The following is a 17,330-nucleotide window of genomic DNA, read 5'->3' as shown; positions in this document are numbered from 1 at the left end:
AAAGTCCACTCAAAAGATGATCTGAGTCAAGAATCAACCCCACCACTTAAGGGGTAAAGCAGGGGAAACATGATTTAGCTCATAGAAAATGGTCTGACCAATATTCTTGACCACGCTCACAAATAACATTTGCGCAACCAGAGGCAAAAATGGCCTGCCAGATAGGCAAGCCATTGATTTTAAAATCCAAACTAAATTTGAATATTTACTTTAGCTGTTTAGTAACTGACGGTAGTAATCCCACTGGAAACTGGCTCCAGGATCCGTCTTGCGCCCTGGTGCGATATCGCAATGGCCGACAATTTTTTCGTGGGTGATGGCCGGATAGCGCTCCGAGATAGCTCGAGTGAGCCCTGCCAATGCCCGGTATTGAGCCTCGGTGTAGGGGATTTCGTCGGTCCCTTCCAGCTCGATGCCAATGGAGAAGTCATTGCATGCCTCCCTCCCCTGCCAGCTCGAGACACCAGCGTGCCAGGCGCGCGCGCCGAATGGCACATACTGCACCAGCTCGCCATCACGGCGGATCAAGCAGTGGGCCGAGACCCGCAACTGATGGATACCGGCAAAATAGGGGTGAGCCTCGGGGTCGAGTCTCCCCATAAAGAGATCGTCGATAAAGGGGCCACCGAACTCCCCCGGCGGCAGGCTGATGCCATGCACCACCAGCAGGGAGATATCATCCGGCGCTGCCCGTTCGTTGTGATGGGGAGAAGGTACCCGGCGCGCCTGCTGGCACCAGCCTGCGGCATCGATAGAGAAACAAGGTTGCGAAGCGAGTTGAGTCATCGGCTACTCGAGTTGGCTGATAAATGGCGAAAAAACGAAGATACGCGATAGGCAACCCGGCACCAACTCACTGAATCAACGGGAAGTGGTATGTTAGGCTGAGTCATCTTCCGCTCGATATGGATGGGGTATGCAGCACACGGCACGCTGGATGTGGTTACTGGCCTGGCTCTCTTTGATGGGTCTGCTGACCCTCTATTTTCACTCCCGCAGCCAACCAAGCGTCACCGCCAGCGGCGAGCTGTTGCTGCGGGCCGACCAGAGCGGCCACTATCGTCTGGAGGGTGCCATCAACGGCCAACCGGTGCAACTGCTGCTCGATACCGGCGCAACCCGCATCACCATTCCGCAGCAGGTTGCCGAGCGCCTCAGCCTGACCGCTCATGGCAGCAGCCAGGTCAATACCGCCGCGGGGCAGATCCGGGTCGGCAACGGCACCATCGAAACGCTGGCGATGGGGCCATTGACCTTGTACGATCTGGCCATCTTTATCAATCCGGTGGCAGACGGTGACGAAGTGCTGGTTGGCATGAACGCCCTCGGTCGGCTGGAGCTGGTTCAAAAGGAGCGGCAACTGCTGCTCAGACCCTTGCAGGAATAAGGCATGTTTCAACAGGATGTCAGCCGCGCCGTGCGCGCCGCACTACTCGAAGATCTGGGCGATGCCCTCACCACGCTGGACCAACCGGACGCCAGCGCCGATATCACCGCCCAGCTGATCCCGGCCGTTCGGATGGCCAGCGCCCGGGTCATCACCCGTGAAGCCGGCGTATTCTGCGGCCAGCCCTGGGTGGATGAAGTCTTCCTGCAACTGAAGGCCCAGCTCGGTGGCGAAGTGAAGGTGGAGTGGCTGGTGCAGGATGGGGAGGTACTCTCCCCCAATCAGGAGCTGTTCCGCCTCCACGGCCCTGCCCGCTTGCTGCTGACTGGCGAGCGCAATGCACTCAACTTCGTCCAGACCCTCTCCGGCGTCGCCACCCTCACCGCCCGCTATGTGGCAGAGCTGGAGGGCACTGACTGCCGCCTGCTCGACACCCGCAAGACCATCCCCGGGCTGCGCACCGCCCAGAAGTACGCGGTCACCTGTGGCGGCGGCAAGAATCACCGCATCGGCCTCTACGACGCCTATCTCATCAAGGAGAACCATATCCTCGCCTGTGGCGGCATTGCCGAGGCGATTAATGAGGCTCGTCATCTCAATCCGGGTAAACCGGTAGAGGTGGAAGTGGAATCACTGGCAGAACTCGAACAGGCGCTGGCGGCAAAGGCCGATATCGTGATGCTGGACAACTTCGACGTGACCATGATGCGCGAAGCCGTCGCCATCAATCAGGGCCGCGCCAAGCTCGAAGTCTCCGGCAATGTGACGCTGGACACCTTGGCCGAGTTTGCCGCCACCGGTGTCGATTTTATCTCTGTCGGGGCGCTGACCAAGCATGTACGGGCGCTCGATCTCTCCATGCGCTTTATCCAGCAGTGAGATTTACCCCGCAGGCCTGAGCAAATACTCGAGCTAACCGGATAAACAACTTGCAAAAGGCGCCATGGGCGCCTTTTCTTTATGCAGGATCCCTCAGCAAAGGAGTGTAATGACGGACCCGCTTTCACCCGTAATAAAGAGTCATAAGAAGCCACTTATTTTATGACTCGCATCAAGTTTTTGGTAAATGACATGAAAGTGGTTAACAAAGGCAGCAATCTCTGTTGCCACCCCTGACAGCTCGGATAAGATACTGACGTGCGGATGATTTTCCACCGACACTTCCCAGGAACCAAGGATAAAAGGATATTTCAAATGAAGAAACAATCGGGTTTTACCCTTATTGAACTGATGATCGTGGTCGCGATCGTGGCCATTCTGGCGGCAGTCGCGCTGCCGGCTTATCAGAACTATGTCAATAAGGCCAAAGGCGCAGAGTTGAGTGCGGCAATGGGGTCAGTAAAAACAGCGATGGAAGTTTGTGCTGCTTCAAGTAACTTCACTGGTTGCACAATGCCCACATACACCGCGACCCAATATGTTGGTTCTGTATCCGCAACAACATTTACGGCATCTAGTGCGGTAATTACCGCTACAGGTGCAGGTGATCTAAGTGGTAATAGTTGCACCCTTTCTTCAACCAGCATTACGAATGGGCAAATTGTCTGGGGGAAAGTATCTGGTGCCGTTTGCCAATAATCGATGACATCTAGCCCCAATAGCGGCCTGGCGTTAAGCCTGGCCGCCTCTTCACTGATCAGTGAAGAGGACTCCCAGCGCTATCTGAGCCAGGCCAAGGCCCAGCGCAAACCCTTTGTGACATTTCTGATAGAGAACGAGATCCTCGACAGCAAGGCGCTCGCCGATTTTTGCGAGCTGGAGTATGGGGTACCTCTGCTGGATCTTGCCGCCTTCGATTTGGCCGAGATCCCGCAGAAGTACCTCAATCAGAAGCTGATTGAGAAACACCACGTCCTGCCCATCTACACCCAGGGCCACACCCTCTATATCGCCATGTCGGATCCGACCAATGTCTCGGCGTTGGAGGATTTTGGCTTCAGCTTCGGCCTTCATACCGAGGCGCTGCTGGTGGAGGAGAACAAGCTCACCGCCGCCATCGGCAAGCTGCTGGAGAGCGAAAATGACGCCCTCGGTATGGAGGATATCGACGAGTCCGAGATTTCGGATCTCGAGGTTTCCGACGAGAACAGCCGGCTGGACGAGAGTGTCAATACCGCCGATGACGATGCTCCCATCGTCAAGTACATCAACAAGATCCTGATGGATGCCATCAAGCGCGGTGCCTCCGACCTGCACTTCGAGCCCTATGAGTTCAAGTATCGGGTGCGCTTTCGCATCGACGGCATTCTGCATGAAATTGCTACGCCGCCGGTCAACCTCTCCAACCGCTTCTCCGCCCGCCTCAAGGTCATGGCACGACTCGATATCGCCGAACGGCGGCTGCCACAGGATGGCCGCATCAAGTTGAAGTTGTCGCGCAACAAGTCGATGGATATGCGGGTCAATACCCTGCCCACCATGTGGGGGGAGAAGATCGTTATCCGTCTGCTCGACTCCTCGGCAGCACGCCTCAATATCGAGCAACTCGGCTTTGATGACCGGCAGAAGGCGCAATACCTGCGCGCCCTCTCCAAGCCACAAGGAATGATCCTGGTGACCGGCCCCACCGGCTCGGGCAAAACGGTCTCGCTCTATACCGGCCTCAATATTCTCAACACCACCGAGGTAAATATCTCCACCGCAGAAGATCCGGTGGAGATCAACCTGCCCGGCGTCAACCAGGTGCAGGTCAACCCCAAGGCGGGGCTCACCTTTGCCAGCGCCCTGCGCTCCTTCTTGCGGCAAGATCCGGATGTGGTGATGGTGGGTGAAATTCGCGATCTCGAAACCGCCGAGATCGCTATCAAGGCGGCCCAGACCGGTCACCTGGTACTCTCCACCCTGCATACCAACTCCGCCGCCGAGACCCTGACCCGGATGATGAACATGGGGGTTCCGGCCTTCAACATCGCCTCCTCGGTGACCCTGATCATGGCCCAGCGGTTGGCCCGTAAACTGTGCGACCACTGCAAAGCGCCGGAAGTGGTGCCGGAATCCGAACTGCTGGAGCTGGGCTTTACGCCGCAGCAGCTGGCAGCCGGACTGCGACTGTTCAAACCGGTCGGTTGCAAGGAGTGTTCCGGCGGCTACAAGGGGCGGGTCGGCATCTACGAAATCATGTTGATGTCGGAGAACATCGCCAAATTGATCATGCAGGGGGCTAACTCCCTGCAAATCGCCGCTATCGCGCAGAAGGAGGGGATGCGCACCCTGCGCACCTCAGGACTGGAGAAGGCCCGGCTCGGGGTCACCAGTCTGGCCGAGGTCAACCGGGTCACCACCAACTGATCCGTGTGCGGAACGACCCGCCGGTTTGGTTGGCAGAGCGAATTCGTCGTTCACGAACACGGAACGGATGATAGTCCGAACGACAGAGTAATCAGATATTCAAGTGACCGGGCTGGCGCCAAGAAGGTACCACACACCCTATCAGTACCCCGCAGGCATCAAGCCAGTCGGGCACCTTGACCAGGTTGGTGACGTGCAGAGCAAGGCTCTGACAACCAACCCCATTGCAGGATGCAAAGATGGCAACCCTAACGAAAAAGAACAATGCCCCCAAGAAAGTCTTCGCCTTCCGCTGGCACGGGGTAAACCGCAAGGGGCAGAAGGTCTCTGGCGAGCTGCAGGCCGACAGCATCAACACCGTCAAGACAGAACTGCGCAAGCAGGGGGTCAACGTCACCAAGGTAGCCAAGAAATCCCAGGGGCTCTTCTCCAAGGGCGGCGCCAAGATCAAACCGATGGATATCGCCATCGTCTCACGCCAAATAACTACCATGCTCTCCGCCGGTGTACCGCTGGTGCAGAGCCTGCAGATCATCGCCCGCAGCCACGAGAAAGCCTCGATGCGCGAGCTGATGGGGCAGATTGCCGCCGATGTGGAGACCGGTACCCCCATGTCGGAGGCACTGCGCCGCCATCCTCTCTATTTCGATGATCTCTACTGCGATCTGGTGGAAGCCGGTGAGCAATCCGGTGCACTGGAGACCATCTACGACCGTATCGCCACCTATCGGGAAAAGTCGGAAGCGCTCAAATCGAAGATCAAGAAGGCGATGTTCTACCCCACCATGGTCATTCTGGTCGCCATTGTGGTCACCTCCATCCTGCTGCTGTTCGTCATTCCGCAGTTCGAGGATATCTTCAAGAGCTTCGGTGCCGAGCTGCCGGTGTTCACCCAGTTTGTTATCGGCATCTCCCGCTTTATGCAGAACTGGTGGTATGTCTTCTTTGGTGGCACCGCCCTTGGGATCTTCCTCTATGTGCGGGCCTGGCGGGCCTCCCAGAAGGTGAAAGACAATACCGACAAGTTCGTCCTGACCATTCCGGTGGTCGGGATGATCCTGCACAAGGCGGCCATGGCTCGCTTTGCCCGCACCCTGTCGACCACCTTCTCCGCCGGTATCCCGCTGGTAGATGCGCTGATTTCGGCGGCTGGGGCCTCTGGTAACTATGTCTATCGCACCGCGGTCATGGCGATCCGCAACGAGGTGGTGGCCGGTATGCAGATCAACGTGGCAATGCGCACCGTCGATCTCTTCCCCGACATGGTGATCCAGATGGTGATGATCGGTGAGGAGTCCGGTGCCATCGATGATATGCTCTCCAAGGTCGCCACCATCTTCGAACAGGAGGTGGATGATCTGGTCGATGGCCTCACCAGCCTGCTGGAACCCCTCATCATGGTGGTGCTCGGGGTGCTGGTCGGCGGCATGGTTATCGCCATGTACCTGCCCATCTTCAAGCTGGGCGACGTGGTAGGCTGATTTATCTGGGCATGGCACCACAACCATGCCCTCCCCCTCATTCAATAACTGACGGTTGGTTATGACACTTCTTCTCGAGCTGGCTCACAGCTTGCCCTGGCTCTACTTCTCGCTGGTTTTTCTCTTCTCCCTGATGATCGGCAGCTTCCTCAACGTAGTGATCCACCGCCTGCCCATCATGTTGGAGCGGGAGTGGCAGGCCGAGTATCGCAGTTACTTCGCCCCCGATGAGGAGGCCACTGCGCCAGAGCGCTACAACCTGATGGTCCCCCGCTCCGCATGTCCTCACTGTGGCCACGCCATCACTGCGCTGGAGAACATCCCGCTGCTGAGCTGGCTCTGGCTCAAAGGGCGTTGCCGCGACTGTCAGGCGCCCATCTCGGCCCGCTATCCGCTGGTAGAGCTGCTGACCGCCCTGCTATCGCTGGCCGTAGCCATGGTGATCTCACCGGGTTGGGGGACCCTTGCTGCCCTGCTGCTGACTTGGGTATTGGTGGCCCTCACCTTTATCGATCTCGACAAGATGTTGCTGCCCGACCAGCTGACCCTGCCGCTGCTGTGGGGCGGTTTGCTGTTCAACCTGAGCGGTGGTTTTGCACCGCTTGCTGATGCCGTGATCGGTGCCATGGCGGGCTATCTGGTGCTCTGGAGCCTCTACTGGGCCTTCAAGCTGCTCACTGGCAAGGAGGGGATGGGCTATGGCGACTTCAAGCTGCTAGCGGCGCTGGGCGCCTGGCTCGGTTGGCAGGCGCTGCCCATAATTCTGCTGCTCTCATCTCTGGTCGGCGCCGTGATCGGCATCAGCCTGATCGCCTTGCACAAACATCATCAGGGCAAGCCCATCCCCTTCGGCCCCTACCTCGCCATCGCGGGCTGGATTGCGCTGCTATGGGGCGATACCATCACCCGCTGGTATCTCTCTACCCTGCTTTGAGCAAGAGGCCCCCATGTATGTAGTTGCTATCACAGGTGGTATCGGCAGCGGCAAGACCACTATCGCCAATCAGTTTGCCGCGCTGGGTATCGAGGTGGTGGATGCCGATGTGATCGCCCGCGAAGTGGTCGAGCCGGGCACCCCGGCCCTTGCCGCCATCGCCGACCATTTTGGCCCGAATGTGATTGATTCGAACGGTCAACTCGACCGTCGCGCCCTGCGCGACCGGGTCTTCAGCGACCCGCAGGCCAAGGGGTGGCTCAATGCCCTGCTCCACCCGCTGATTCGCAGCGAAATGCTGCGCCAGTGTGCCGCAGCCAGTTCACCTTACTGCCTGCTGGTGGTGCCACTGCTGGTGGAGAACAAACTCACCGGCCTCGCCAACCGGGTGCTGGTGATCGATGTAGACGAAGCCACCCAGGTTGAGCGCACCTGCCGCCGGGATGGGGTATCGGCCGAGCAGGCCCGAGCCATCATCGCCGCTCAGGCGAGCCGGTCGGAACGTCTCGCGGCGGCGGATGATGTCATCGAAAACCACAATGGCAGCGAAATGGCGATTAAAACGCGGATTTTGGCGCTGCACGAGACATATCTGGCAATTGCCTCTCAACAAGCCCGCCAAGTGTGAGTACACTAGGCCGGTTTATGGCTGGCCAGGATTAGGCATGATTTACGATTTCCCCCTCAATGAAAAAAGCCGGACCTATCTTCGTCTGGAGTCCCTGTTTTCCCAGATCCGCGACAATCTGGAGAGTGAACAATCCTGGGCACATATCGCCTTCTTCAAAGGGCTGTTCGATCTGCAGGAGTTGCTGGAGCGTGGTGACCTGCGCGCCGACCTCATCAAGGATCTGGAGCGTCTCGGCCAGCGTCTGAGTCACTGGGCCAGCCTGCCCGATGTCGATCTGGAGCAGATCAAACTGATGCAGCAAGAGAGCAGCCAGCTCTCCCGCAACCTGCTCAACTCGCCACGCCCGGGTGCCCGCCTGAAAGAGGATCGTCTGCTCGGCTCCATCCGCCAGCGCTTCTCCATCCCAGGTGGCCTGTGTGCCTTCGATGTGCCACAGCTGCACCACTGGCTCGGCACCCCGGCCATCGCCCGTCACCAGCAGATGCAGGGCTGGCTGAGCGATATCAACCTGCTGATGAATGCCATCACTCTGCTGCTGCGCCTGTGGCGGGAATCAGGCAGCTTCAGTGAGCAGGTTGCCAGCAACGGTTTCTTCCAGGACACCGCCGAGAGCGCCGAGCTGATCCGCATCAAGCTGCCGGGCAATCTGTTCTGCTACCCGACCCTTAGCGGCCACAAGAACCGCTTCGCCCTGCGCTTTCTGCCCACCGCAGAGCAGCCGATTGGCGACGTGCCGTTCCAGCTCGCCTGCTGCTAAGGAGTTGCCATGGTCACCACGGTCAAGTGCCCGACTTGCCAAACCGAACTGGAATGGGGTCCGCAGAGTCCGTTCCGCCCCTTCTGCAGCAAGCGCTGTCAGCTGATCGATCTCGGCGAATGGGCAGATGAAGAGAAGCGGATCCCGGGGGAGATCAACCCGGATCTGCTGCCGGAGCCGGAAGAGGGCGATCAGTGGCTATAAGCCTCAGATCACTCACCTCCGCAATATGAAAAAAGGGCCGATTGGCCCTTTTTTCATACTTGTTGATTGCTACCGGCTCACGCCAGCAGACCCTGTAGCCGCGCTACAATCGGGCCATTGGCATCGGGGAAGTGGTAGTTGTGCAGCTCGGCCACCGGCACCCACAGACACTCCTGCCCCTCTTTGCCGAACGGCTCACCGCTGAAACGGGTCACCTTCCAGATATCCAGCAACACCTGCTTCTCGGGGTAGTCGTGCTGCAGTTCCATAAAGGGGGCACAATCCAAAACCCGGATGCCGATCTCTTCCCACAGCTCCCGATCCAGCGCGGTGAGCAGATCCTCGCCCGACTCCACCTTGCCACCGGGAAACTCCCAGCGATCCCCCTGATGGCGATCGGAGGAGCGTCTGGCGATGAAGATATCGCCCCGTTCATTCTCGATGACGCCAACCGCCACCCAGATCCGTTTTTTCTGTTCCATCAATTACCTCTGTTCGCTTGTTGCCACCAATAACAAGGCGGGCACTTGGCCCGCCTGTTATGGCATAGCGTCGATCAGGTCAACTGACCGTGGCAGTGCTTGTACTTCTTGCCGGAACCACACGGGCAGGGATCGTTGCGACCGACCTTCTGCTCGTCGCGTACGAAGGTGGTGTGACCCTCTTCGCCTGCAGCCTGTTCATCGGCCAGCTGGCTCTCAGCGGCGGCGTGGGTATAGGTGCGGGGAGCGGCTTCCGCCTGCTGGCGTTGCTGCTCTTCCATCGCTTCCACATCGCGCTCCTGCACCTGAACACGGCTCAGGATGCTGACCACGTCGCGCTTGAGGGTTTCCAGCATCTGGGTGAACAGATCGAAGGATTCGCGCTTGTACTCCTGCTTGGGGTTCTTCTGGGCGTAACCGCGCAGATGGATGCCCTGACGCAGGTGATCCATGGCCGCCAGATGCTCTTTCCACAGACCATCCAGAGTTTGCAGCATCACTGCCTTCTCGAAGTTGCGCAGCACCTCTTTGCCGACCAGCTCTTCCTTGTGGGCATAGAGCTTGGTGACTTCGTCCAGAATGCGCTCGCGCAGCTTCTCTTCATACAGCTTGTCATCATCCGCCAGCCACTGTTGCAGCGGCAGATCCAGCGCAAAGTCCGCCTTCAGGCGTGCTTCCAGACCCGGCACGTCCCACATCTCTTCCAGAGACTGGGGCGGGATGTACTCGTCGATAACCGCGCCGTACACGTCGTCACGGATAACGTGGATGGTCTCGGAGATGTCGTTGGTATCCAGCAGCTCATTGCGCTGCTCGTAGACCACCTTGCGCTGGTCGTTGGCAACGTCATCAAACTCCAGCAAGCTCTTGCGGATGTCGAAGTTGCGACCTTCCACCTTGCGCTGGGCGTTTTCGATCGCCTTGGTGACCCACGGGTGCTCGATGGCTTCGCCCTCTTCCATGCCCAGCTTCTTCATCATGCCGGTCACGCGATCGGAGGCAAAGATCCGCATCAGGGTATCTTCCATGGAGAGGTAGAAACGGGATGAGCCCGGGTCACCCTGACGACCGGAACGGCCGCGCAGCTGGTTATCGATACGACGGGATTCGTGACGCTCGGTGCCGATAATGTGCAGGCCACCGGCGGCCAGCACCGCATCGTGACGCACCTGCCAGGCGGCTTTCAGCTCGGCAATCTGTTCGCTGGTCGGGTTCTCCAGCTTGGCAATCTCTGCCTGCCAGTTGCCGCCCAACACGATGTCGGTACCACGACCGGCCATGTTGGTGGCGATGGTCACCGCACCAGTCTGACCCGCCTGAGCAACGATCTCCGCTTCCATGGCGTGGAACTTGGCGTTCAGCACCTTGTGCGGGATCTTCTCCTTGGTCAGGATGCCGGAGAGCAGCTCGGAGTTCTCGATAGAGACAGTACCGACCAGTACAGGCTGGCCCTTGGCCACGCACTGACGGATATCTTCGATGATGGCGGCATACTTCTCATTGGCGGTCAGGTAGACCAGATCGCCCATGTCCTTGCGCACCATCGGCTTGTTGGTCGGGATAACCACGGTATCCAGGCCATAAATCTGTTGGAATTCAAAGGCTTCGGTATCTGCAGTACCGGTCATGCCCGCCAGCTTGTTGTAGAGACGGAAGTAGTTCTGGAAGGTGATGGAGGCCAGCGTCTGGTTCTCGTTCTGGATCTTCACCCCTTCCTTCGCTTCAACGGCCTGATGCAGACCATCGGACCAGCGACGACCCGGCATGGTACGGCCAGTGTGCTCGTCGACGATGACGATCTCGTCTTTCTGGACGATGTAGTCCACGTTGCGCTCGAACAGAGTGTGAGCACGCAGACCCGCATTGACGTGGTGCAACAGGCTGATGTTGGAGGCGGAGAACAGGGAATCGTTCTCGTCCAGCAGCCCCTCTTTCTTGAGCAGCTCTTCCACGAAGATCTGGCCGTTTTCGGTCAGCAGGGCCTGACGGTTCTTCTCGTCTACTGTGTAGTGACCGTCGCCGGTGTACTCTTCGGTGTCTTCCTTGTCCTGCTTGACCAGCAGCGGGATCAGCTTGTTGACGCGAATATAGAGCTCGGAGCTGTCTTCGGCCGGGCCGGAGATGATAAGCGGAGTCCGGGCTTCATCGATAAGCACCGAGTCCACCTCATCCACCAGCGCGTAGTTGAGCGGGCGCTGTACGCGCTGCTCCGGCGAGAACGCCATGTTGTCGCGCAGGTAGTCAAAACCGAATTCGTTGTTGGTACCGTAGGTGATGTCGGCGGCGTAGGCGTCACGCTTCTGGGATGCATCCATACCGGGCACGTTGCAATCGACGGTCATGCCGAGGAAGGCAAACAGCGGGCGGTTCGCCTCAGCGTCACGTTTGGCCAGATAGTCGTTCACCGTCACCACGTGCACACCACGGCCACTCAGGGCATTCAGGTAAGCTGGCAGAGTCGCAGTAAGAGTCTTACCTTCACCGGTTTTCATTTCCGCGATGCGGTTGGAGTTCAGCACCATGCCGCCGATCAGCTGCACGTCGAAGTGACGCATGCCGAACACCCGCTTGGAGGCTTCACGCACGGTCGCGAACGCTTCCGGCAGCAACTGCTCCAGGGTCTCACCCTGCTCGATACGCTGACGATATTCAGCCGTTTTGGCCTGCAACTCGGCATCGGAGAGAGCCTCGAACTGCGGCTCCATGGCATTGATCTGTTTTACAATTTTGCGCAAAGCCTTGAGCGTTCTGTCGTTCCGGCTGCCGATAATCTTGGTAAGCAGTGTGCTAATCATGGGTACCAACTATTTCTGGTTATAAAAGCGTTCCGTCACTGGAACCTGAAGAAAAAAACCTAACCCCGTCTGGCACTGAGAAAGCGTGCGGGGTTGACCTGACGACCATCTTTCAACACTTCGTAATGCAAATGGACCCCGGTCGCGCGACCGGTGCGTCCCATCAAGGCAATCTTCTGACCCTGATCAACCAGGGTGCCCACCTCGACCAGCAACTTGGAGTTGTGGGCATAGCGGGTGACCAGGCCATTGCCGTGATTAATCTCCACCATATTGCCAAATTCCGGATGACGGCCCGCCCAGCTGACAATGCCGGGCCCGGTGGCCAGAATCGGGGTTCCGGGTTTGCCACGGAAATCGACCCCTTTGTGCATCTTGGCACGCCCGTTGAACGGATCGACCCGTCCACCAAACCCGGACGAGACCCAAACTCGCTCCTGTTTGACTGGCGTGCCGGAAATAAAACCGGCATCGGTGATATGGTGATTCATGATGAAAGATTCAAGTACCGACAGCTGCTCTTCGCGGCTGCTGAGCTGCTGGCTGAGGTGTTTCATCGAGGCCTGCAGCTCGTTGAGGCTCACTTCCAACTCTTCATCATAAGAAGGGCCGCCCATCGGAGGCAGCTCTTTGAAATTGAACTCGTCGGGATCGAGATCGGCCTGCTCGGTCAATCGTTCACCGAGGGCATTGAGACGGCCAAGCTGACCCTGCATGGTGCCCACCTGAGCAGCCAGCATCGCCAACTGTTCACGGGCTTCGTCACCACTCTGGTCAACGGACTGTTGCTCGGCAACGGCAAGCGCCACTTCCAGCGCCTCCATTTTCTGGTGCCAGCTCTGCCAGAGCCAACCACCACCAAGGGCCAACAGGGAGAAGAGAATACCGCCGACCCAGGCCAGACGTTGTTTGGGCAGGTGCAACTTGCGTCGCTGCTTGCCGTGGAGGATCAGGGTAATGCTCATAGAAATCAGTCTGCTCGGTCAGGTGCGGCCAGGAGCCTGCACGGGAAATAAAACCGGGAGATAATCGGTATTAAAGGATGGAGTAAACAAATGACGGAACGTCGGTGCGGAGAGAGGACCGACGTTCCGTTGCACAGCTATCAGGCCAGAACCAGACCGTTATCGTAGTAAGCGATAGGCGCTTTGTCGCCCTCACCCTCGAAGGTCACCAGTTCCCAAGCCTCCTGCTCGGCCAGCAAGGCACGCAGCAGCTTGTTGTTCAGGGCATGTCCGGTCTTGTAGGCACGGAACTCACCGATGATGCTGCGGTTACACATATAGAGATCACCGATCGCGTCCAGCATCTTGTGCTTGACGAACTCGTCCTCATAACGCAAACCGTCTTCGTTCAGCACCCGATAGTCGTCCAGTACCACGGCGTTTTCCAAGCTTCCGCCCAGCGCCAAGTTCTGGGAACGCAGGTACTCGATATCACGCATGAACCCGAAGGTACGGGCACGGCTGATCTCTTTCACGAAGGAGGCACCGGAGAAGTCCAGTACGCAACGCTGATTGCGCCCTTCAAAAACCGGATGCTGGAAATCGATCTCGAGATCCATCTTGAAGCCGTTGCGATAGGGGTGGAATTCCGCCCACTTGTCGCCGTCTTCAACCCGGATGCTCTTCTTGATCCGCACAAACTGCTTGGCAGCATTCTGCTCACGGATCCCGACTTCCTGCAGCAGGTAGATAAAGGGATGCGCACTGCCGTCCATCACCGGGATCTCGGGCGCGTCAACCTCAACGTAGAGGTTGTCGATCCCCATCCCGGCCAGCGCGGCGGAGAGGTGCTCAATGGTAGAGACACGGACACCGGCTTCGTTGACCAGAGCGGTACAGAGCACGGTATCGCGCACCTGATCGGCATTGGCTGGCAGCTCCACCACAGGATTCAGGTCGGTACGCAAGTAAACGATCCCTGTGTTCACAGGCGCCGGACGGAACGTCATGGTGACTTTCCGGCCCGAATGCAGGCCGACACCAGTCGCCTGTACACTCGTTTTCAAGGTTCTTTGTCTAATCATGGGTGTACCCTAAACAGCTTAAAATCCGGACCAGATGGTCGTTGGCAGGCCATCTTAGCACATTCCTTGAACAACAAACAAACGAGAGCCATAAGAGGCTTAGTCAGCTTGCTTGCGCAGGAACGCCGGAATATCCAGGTAATCCGGTTCACGACGAGCTTGCGGCTCGGCGTTGACCACCTTGGCCGGGGCTTCGTCCATCACGCGGCCTTGCATCATGTCGCTAACCAGCGGCTGACGCACCGGGCGCTCTTGCACCTGGCTGCTCTTGACCAAAGTGATGTCCGGCTTGCGCTCGGCACCGATACCGGTAGCAACCACAGTCACACGCAGTTCGTCGTGCATTTCCGGATCGATTACGGTACCCACAACTACAGTGGCGTTCTCGGAAGCGAAGGCCTTGACCGCGTTACCCACGGTTTCGAACTCTTCGATGGTCATGTCCATACCGGCGGTGATGTTGACCAGGATGCCACGGGCACCGGCCAGATCCACGTCTTCCAGCAGCGGACTGGAGATGGCTTTCTCGGCCGCTTCTTCGGCACGGTCATCACCTGAGGCGGAACCGGTACCCATCATGGCAGTACCCATTTCACGCATCACGGTACGCACGTCCGCGAAGTCGACGTTGATCAAGCCCGGACGGGTGATCAGCTCGGCAATGCCCTGTACCGCGCCAAGCAGTACATCGTTGGCCGCCTTGAAGGCATCCAGCAGGGAGATACCGCGACCCAGCACCTTCAGCAACTTGTCGTTGGGGATGGTGATCAGGGAGTCGACGTTTTTGGAGAGCTCTTCGATACCGTGGGCGGCGAAGCCCATCCGCTTCTTCCCTTCGAAGGAGAACGGCTTGGTCACCACAGCAACGGTCAGGATGCCCATCTCGCGCGCCACTTCGGCCACGATCGGCGCAGCACCGGTACCGGTACCACCACCCATACCGGCGGCGATGAACACCATGTCGGAACCGGTCAGCAGCTCACGCAGCGCTTCGCGATCTTCCATGGCCGCATCACGACCCACTTCCGGATTGGCGCCGGCACCCAGACCCTTGGTGATGCCACCGCCGATCTGCAGGGTAGTGTTGGCGCTGGAGTTACGCAGTGCCTGGGCGTCGGTGTTGACGGTAATAAACTCAACACCCTCAATATTTTGACGAACCATGTGCTCGACAGCGTTACCGCCGCCGCCACCTACACCGATCACTTTAATGACGGCTTCGTCAGTGTGGCTATCCATAAATTCAAACATGTTGTCTCTCCGCTTTATTTGCCTGACTCAGCAAAATTCTTAGAACTCGCCACGCAGCCAGTTGCTAACCCGTTTGACCAGGCCACCGACGCTTGCCTTGGCGGCATATTCTTTGTTGCTACCTGTGGCTTGATGGGTGCGGCCATATTGCAGTAACCCGACCGCAGTCGAGTACACCGGTGCCTGCACGTAATCACTCAAACCACGTATGTTCATGGGCTCTCCCACCCGGACCTGGCTCTGGAAGATCTGCTCTGCACACTCCACAATGCCTTCAATCTGGGCAGCGCCGCCGGTCAAGACCACACCGGCTGCCAGCTGATGCTTGACCCCCTGCGCTTTCAACTCGCTTTGTACCCGCACCAGCTCATCATTCACCATGGAGAGCAACTCGGTGTAACGGGGCTCAATCACTTCAGCCAGTGTCTGCCGTTGCAGGCTGCGCGCCGGACGACCGCCGACACTGGGTACTTCAATATTGTCTTCCTTGCTGACCAGGCGGCCGAGGGCGCAACCGTAGCGCACCTTGATCGCTTCCGCGTCGAGCGGCGGCGTGCCGAAGGCGTAGGCGATGTCGCTGGTCACAGTGCTGCCAGCATACGGGATCACCTTGGTGTGGCGCAGGGCACCGCCGGTAAACAGCGACATATCCATGGTGCCGCCACCGATGTCCACCACGCAGACACCCAGCTCTTTCTCGTCTTCCGTCAACACGGCATAGCTGGAAGCCAGCGCGGAGAAGATCAGTTGATCCACGCGCAAACCGACCTTCTCCACACACTTCTCAATGTTGCGAGCCATGTCGTTGTGGCAGGTGATCAGGTGAACCTTGGCTGCCATCCGCACACCGGAGAGGCCGACCGGATTCTTGATCCCTTCCTGATAATCGATGGCAAACTCCTGAGGCAGCACATGCAGCACGCGCAGCTCGTCGGAGAGGCGAACCGACTTGGCAGTGTGGATCACGTTGTCCACATCCTCCTGGGTCACCTCTTCATCGGAGATGGGCACCATACCGGTCTCGTTGCGGCAGTCGATATGCTTGCCGGACAACCCCAGATAGACCGAGCTGATCTGGCAGTCTGCCATCATCTCGGCCTCTTCCACCGCGCGGCGCAGTGACTTGACCACGGAGTCGAGGTCATTGACCCCGCCCTTCTCCATTCCGCGAGAAGCGTGACTGCCCATACCGATGACGTTCAGTTCACCGTCCGGCAATACTTCCCCGACCAGAACCGCCACCTTGGTTGTGCCGATATCCAGTCCGACAATCAAATTCCTATCTGCGGTGTTGGTCATGCACTTTCTCTTCGCTCTTCTTCCAGCCAACTGCCATTCCGGTGTCGTATCGAAGATCCACGTAAGCGACTTGCGCACGGGGTTCGATAACCGGGAAGGCATCGATAAACCGCTGCAGCCGGAGCGCAATGTCATTGCGTCCCAGGAACAGCTTGATATTGCCATCCAGGGTCAGTTCCCAGGCATGGCGGGGGGTCAGATTCACCCCCAGCAACTTGTATCCCTTGGCAGCCAGTTGCGACTCGTACTGCCGACTCTCTTTCAACACCCGGGCGGCCTGGTCATCCGGCCCTGACAGCTGCAACAGCGGCGTCTTGACCCGATCCGGAGCACTGAATACCTTGCCCTTGGTGTTGACGAAGCGGTTGCCATTCCAGCGCGCCGCCACATCTTGTTCCGTGAGGTAGATCTTGATCTTGTTCGGCCACTTCTTTCGTACCGAGACCGAGGCCACCCATGGCAAGGCATTGAGCCTTGCCTGCAATTCGTTAACATCCAATTCGAAGAAGTTGCGCAGCTCGGCGCCATCCAGCACGGCCATCCGCAGCTCTTCGGTTTGCAAATACTGGTGTTGCCCCTGCAGCAACAGCTCGCTCATGGGCAACCGGTTGGCATCTGTCAGCCAACCTTTAACATCCAGCGCCGTCCGGTAGCAGCCCCATATCACCAGCAGGAAAAATGCTACCCCTGCGATGAAGCCACCCTTGGTGCGCCCCTGTGCCCTTGCCTCCACCCGATCGATCCCCGTGTAACGCGCTAAACCGGCCTTTGACAGACCGGTTCGCCATTATA

17 protein-coding genes are annotated in these 17,330 nt (G+C 58.3%); 9 read left to right on the top strand and 8 right to left on the bottom strand.

The features are described from left to right. Positions 1-210 precede the first annotated feature (210 nt). Entirely contained in the window at positions 211-786 is a 576-nt protein-coding gene (gene ampD / locus A9G06_RS02965) for a 1,6-anhydro-N-acetylmuramyl-L-alanine amidase AmpD (RefSeq protein WP_069554218.1), read from the bottom strand. Between the two features lie 130 nt (positions 787-916). Here ampD and A9G06_RS02960 point away from each other — a divergent pair, with 130 nt between their 5' ends. The 9 genes from A9G06_RS02960 to yacG all read left to right on the top strand — a co-directional run bounded on the left by A9G06_RS02960 (position 917) and on the right by yacG (position 8,682). Next, on the top strand, positions 917-1,387 hold the full coding sequence (locus A9G06_RS02960) for a retropepsin-like aspartic protease (RefSeq protein ID WP_069554217.1): 471 nt from the start codon (positions 917-919) through the stop codon (positions 1,385-1,387). A 3-nt stretch (positions 1,388-1,390) separates the two neighbouring features. Further along, complete coding sequence (nadC, locus tag A9G06_RS02955; RefSeq protein WP_069554216.1) at positions 1,391-2,266, top strand: carboxylating nicotinate-nucleotide diphosphorylase; 876 nt, start codon at positions 1,391-1,393, stop codon at positions 2,264-2,266. Between the two features lie 315 nt (positions 2,267-2,581). After that, complete coding sequence (locus A9G06_RS02950) at positions 2,582-2,965, top strand: prepilin-type N-terminal cleavage/methylation domain-containing protein (protein WP_069554215.1); 384 nt, start codon at positions 2,582-2,584, stop codon at positions 2,963-2,965. Positions 2,966-2,968: 3 nt separating this feature from the next. Beyond that, the gene (gene tapB, locus A9G06_RS02945; RefSeq protein ID WP_069554214.1) at positions 2,969-4,675 is read left to right on the top strand and encodes a PilB family type IVa pilus assembly ATPase TapB; all 1,707 of its coding nucleotides are present in this window, start codon (positions 2,969-2,971) and stop codon (positions 4,673-4,675) included. Between the two features lie 239 nt (positions 4,676-4,914). Continuing rightward, positions 4,915-6,156 (top strand): type II secretion system F family protein, encoded by a 1,242-nt coding sequence (locus A9G06_RS02940; RefSeq protein WP_005336136.1) that lies wholly within the window; start codon positions 4,915-4,917, stop codon positions 6,154-6,156. A 61-nt stretch (positions 6,157-6,217) separates the two neighbouring features. Continuing rightward, positions 6,218-7,090 (top strand): A24 family peptidase, encoded by an 873-nt coding sequence (locus A9G06_RS02935; RefSeq protein ID WP_069554213.1) that lies wholly within the window; start codon positions 6,218-6,220, stop codon positions 7,088-7,090. Between the two features lie 13 nt (positions 7,091-7,103). Continuing rightward, positions 7,104-7,718 carry a dephospho-CoA kinase gene (gene coaE, locus A9G06_RS02930; RefSeq protein WP_069554212.1) on the top strand — a complete coding sequence of 205 codons (615 nt, stop codon included), beginning with the start codon at positions 7,104-7,106 and terminating at the stop codon, positions 7,716-7,718. 37 nt (positions 7,719-7,755) lie between these two features. After that, a complete protein-coding gene (gene zapD / locus A9G06_RS02925) occupies positions 7,756-8,478 on the top strand; it encodes a cell division protein ZapD (RefSeq protein WP_005355104.1) in 723 nt (240 codons plus the stop codon). 9 nt (positions 8,479-8,487) lie between these two features. Continuing rightward, the gene (yacG, locus tag A9G06_RS02920; protein ID WP_069554211.1) at positions 8,488-8,682 is read left to right on the top strand and encodes a DNA gyrase inhibitor YacG; all 195 of its coding nucleotides are present in this window, start codon (positions 8,488-8,490) and stop codon (positions 8,680-8,682) included. A 77-nt stretch (positions 8,683-8,759) separates the two neighbouring features. Here the strand turns inward: yacG and mutT are convergent, their stop codons facing one another. From mutT to A9G06_RS02885, 7 genes are all read right to left on the bottom strand, one after another. Further along, entirely contained in the window at positions 8,760-9,164 is a 405-nt protein-coding gene (gene mutT, locus A9G06_RS02915; protein ID WP_019444787.1) for an 8-oxo-dGTP diphosphatase MutT, read from the bottom strand. Between the two features lie 74 nt (positions 9,165-9,238). After that, a complete protein-coding gene (gene secA, locus A9G06_RS02910) occupies positions 9,239-11,959 on the bottom strand; it encodes a preprotein translocase subunit SecA (RefSeq protein WP_069554210.1) in 2,721 nt (906 codons plus the stop codon). Positions 11,960-12,018: 59 nt separating this feature from the next. Next, positions 12,019-12,924: a M23 family metallopeptidase gene (locus tag A9G06_RS02905; RefSeq protein WP_005355107.1), complete on the bottom strand. Its 906-nt coding sequence runs from the start codon at positions 12,922-12,924 to the stop codon at positions 12,019-12,021. 140 nt (positions 12,925-13,064) lie between these two features. Next, a complete protein-coding gene (gene lpxC, locus A9G06_RS02900) occupies positions 13,065-13,988 on the bottom strand; it encodes a UDP-3-O-acyl-N-acetylglucosamine deacetylase (protein WP_005336146.1) in 924 nt (307 codons plus the stop codon). Between the two features lie 99 nt (positions 13,989-14,087). Further along, positions 14,088-15,239 (bottom strand): cell division protein FtsZ, encoded by a 1,152-nt coding sequence (ftsZ, locus tag A9G06_RS02895; protein ID WP_005336147.1) that lies wholly within the window; start codon positions 15,237-15,239, stop codon positions 14,088-14,090. Between the two features lie 39 nt (positions 15,240-15,278). Beyond that, positions 15,279-16,538, bottom strand: coding sequence for a cell division protein FtsA (gene ftsA, locus A9G06_RS02890; protein ID WP_005336148.1), 1,260 nt, complete (start codon positions 16,536-16,538; stop codon positions 15,279-15,281). Continuing rightward, the gene (locus A9G06_RS02885; RefSeq protein ID WP_005336149.1) at positions 16,519-17,271 is read right to left on the bottom strand and encodes a cell division protein FtsQ/DivIB; all 753 of its coding nucleotides are present in this window, start codon (positions 17,269-17,271) and stop codon (positions 16,519-16,521) included. The genes ftsA and A9G06_RS02885 overlap by 20 nt, the downstream gene beginning before the upstream one ends. Between the last annotated feature and the right edge of the window lie 59 nt (positions 17,272-17,330).

The organism is Aeromonas sp. DNP9 (genome assembly GCF_001728955.1).
In the GTDB taxonomy this organism is placed as follows: Bacteria; Pseudomonadota; Gammaproteobacteria; order Enterobacterales; family Aeromonadaceae; genus Aeromonas; species Aeromonas veronii.
Note: the sequence above shows the minus strand (reverse complement) of the source record. Positions and strands in the feature narration are given on the sequence as shown.

What these genes read in the sequence shown, in the direction of transcription:
- A9G06_RS02940 (WP_005336136.1), top strand. Translation starts at nt 4,915, where the DNA reads ATGGCAACCCTAACGAAAAAGAACAATGCCCCCAAGAAAGTCTTCGCC.
- coaE (WP_069554212.1), top strand. Translation starts at nt 7,104, where the DNA reads ATGTATGTAGTTGCTATCACAGGTGGTATCGGCAGCGGCAAGACCACT.
- secA (WP_069554210.1), bottom strand. Translation starts at nt 11,959, where the DNA reads ATGATTAGCACACTGCTTACCAAGATTATCGGCAGCCGGAACGACAGA.
- A9G06_RS02935 (WP_069554213.1), top strand. Translation starts at nt 6,218, where the DNA reads ATGACACTTCTTCTCGAGCTGGCTCACAGCTTGCCCTGGCTCTACTTC.
- zapD (WP_005355104.1), top strand. Translation starts at nt 7,756, where the DNA reads ATGATTTACGATTTCCCCCTCAATGAAAAAAGCCGGACCTATCTTCGT.
- A9G06_RS02905 (WP_005355107.1), bottom strand. Translation starts at nt 12,924, where the DNA reads ATGAGCATTACCCTGATCCTCCACGGCAAGCAGCGACGCAAGTTGCAC.
- ampD (WP_069554218.1), bottom strand. Translation starts at nt 786, where the DNA reads ATGACTCAACTCGCTTCGCAACCTTGTTTCTCTATCGATGCCGCAGGC.
- ftsA (WP_005336148.1), bottom strand. Translation starts at nt 16,538, where the DNA reads ATGACCAACACCGCAGATAGGAATTTGATTGTCGGACTGGATATCGGC.
- mutT (WP_019444787.1), bottom strand. Translation starts at nt 9,164, where the DNA reads ATGGAACAGAAAAAACGGATCTGGGTGGCGGTTGGCGTCATCGAGAAT.
- lpxC (WP_005336146.1), bottom strand. Translation starts at nt 13,988, where the DNA reads ATGATTAGACAAAGAACCTTGAAAACGAGTGTACAGGCGACTGGTGTC.
- A9G06_RS02960 (WP_069554217.1), top strand. Translation starts at nt 917, where the DNA reads ATGCAGCACACGGCACGCTGGATGTGGTTACTGGCCTGGCTCTCTTTG.
- tapB (WP_069554214.1), top strand. Translation starts at nt 2,969, where the DNA reads ATGACATCTAGCCCCAATAGCGGCCTGGCGTTAAGCCTGGCCGCCTCT.
- ftsZ (WP_005336147.1), bottom strand. Translation starts at nt 15,239, where the DNA reads ATGTTTGAATTTATGGATAGCCACACTGACGAAGCCGTCATTAAAGTG.
- A9G06_RS02950 (WP_069554215.1), top strand. Translation starts at nt 2,582, where the DNA reads ATGAAGAAACAATCGGGTTTTACCCTTATTGAACTGATGATCGTGGTC.
- nadC (WP_069554216.1), top strand. Translation starts at nt 1,391, where the DNA reads ATGTTTCAACAGGATGTCAGCCGCGCCGTGCGCGCCGCACTACTCGAA.
- yacG (WP_069554211.1), top strand. Translation starts at nt 8,488, where the DNA reads ATGGTCACCACGGTCAAGTGCCCGACTTGCCAAACCGAACTGGAATGG.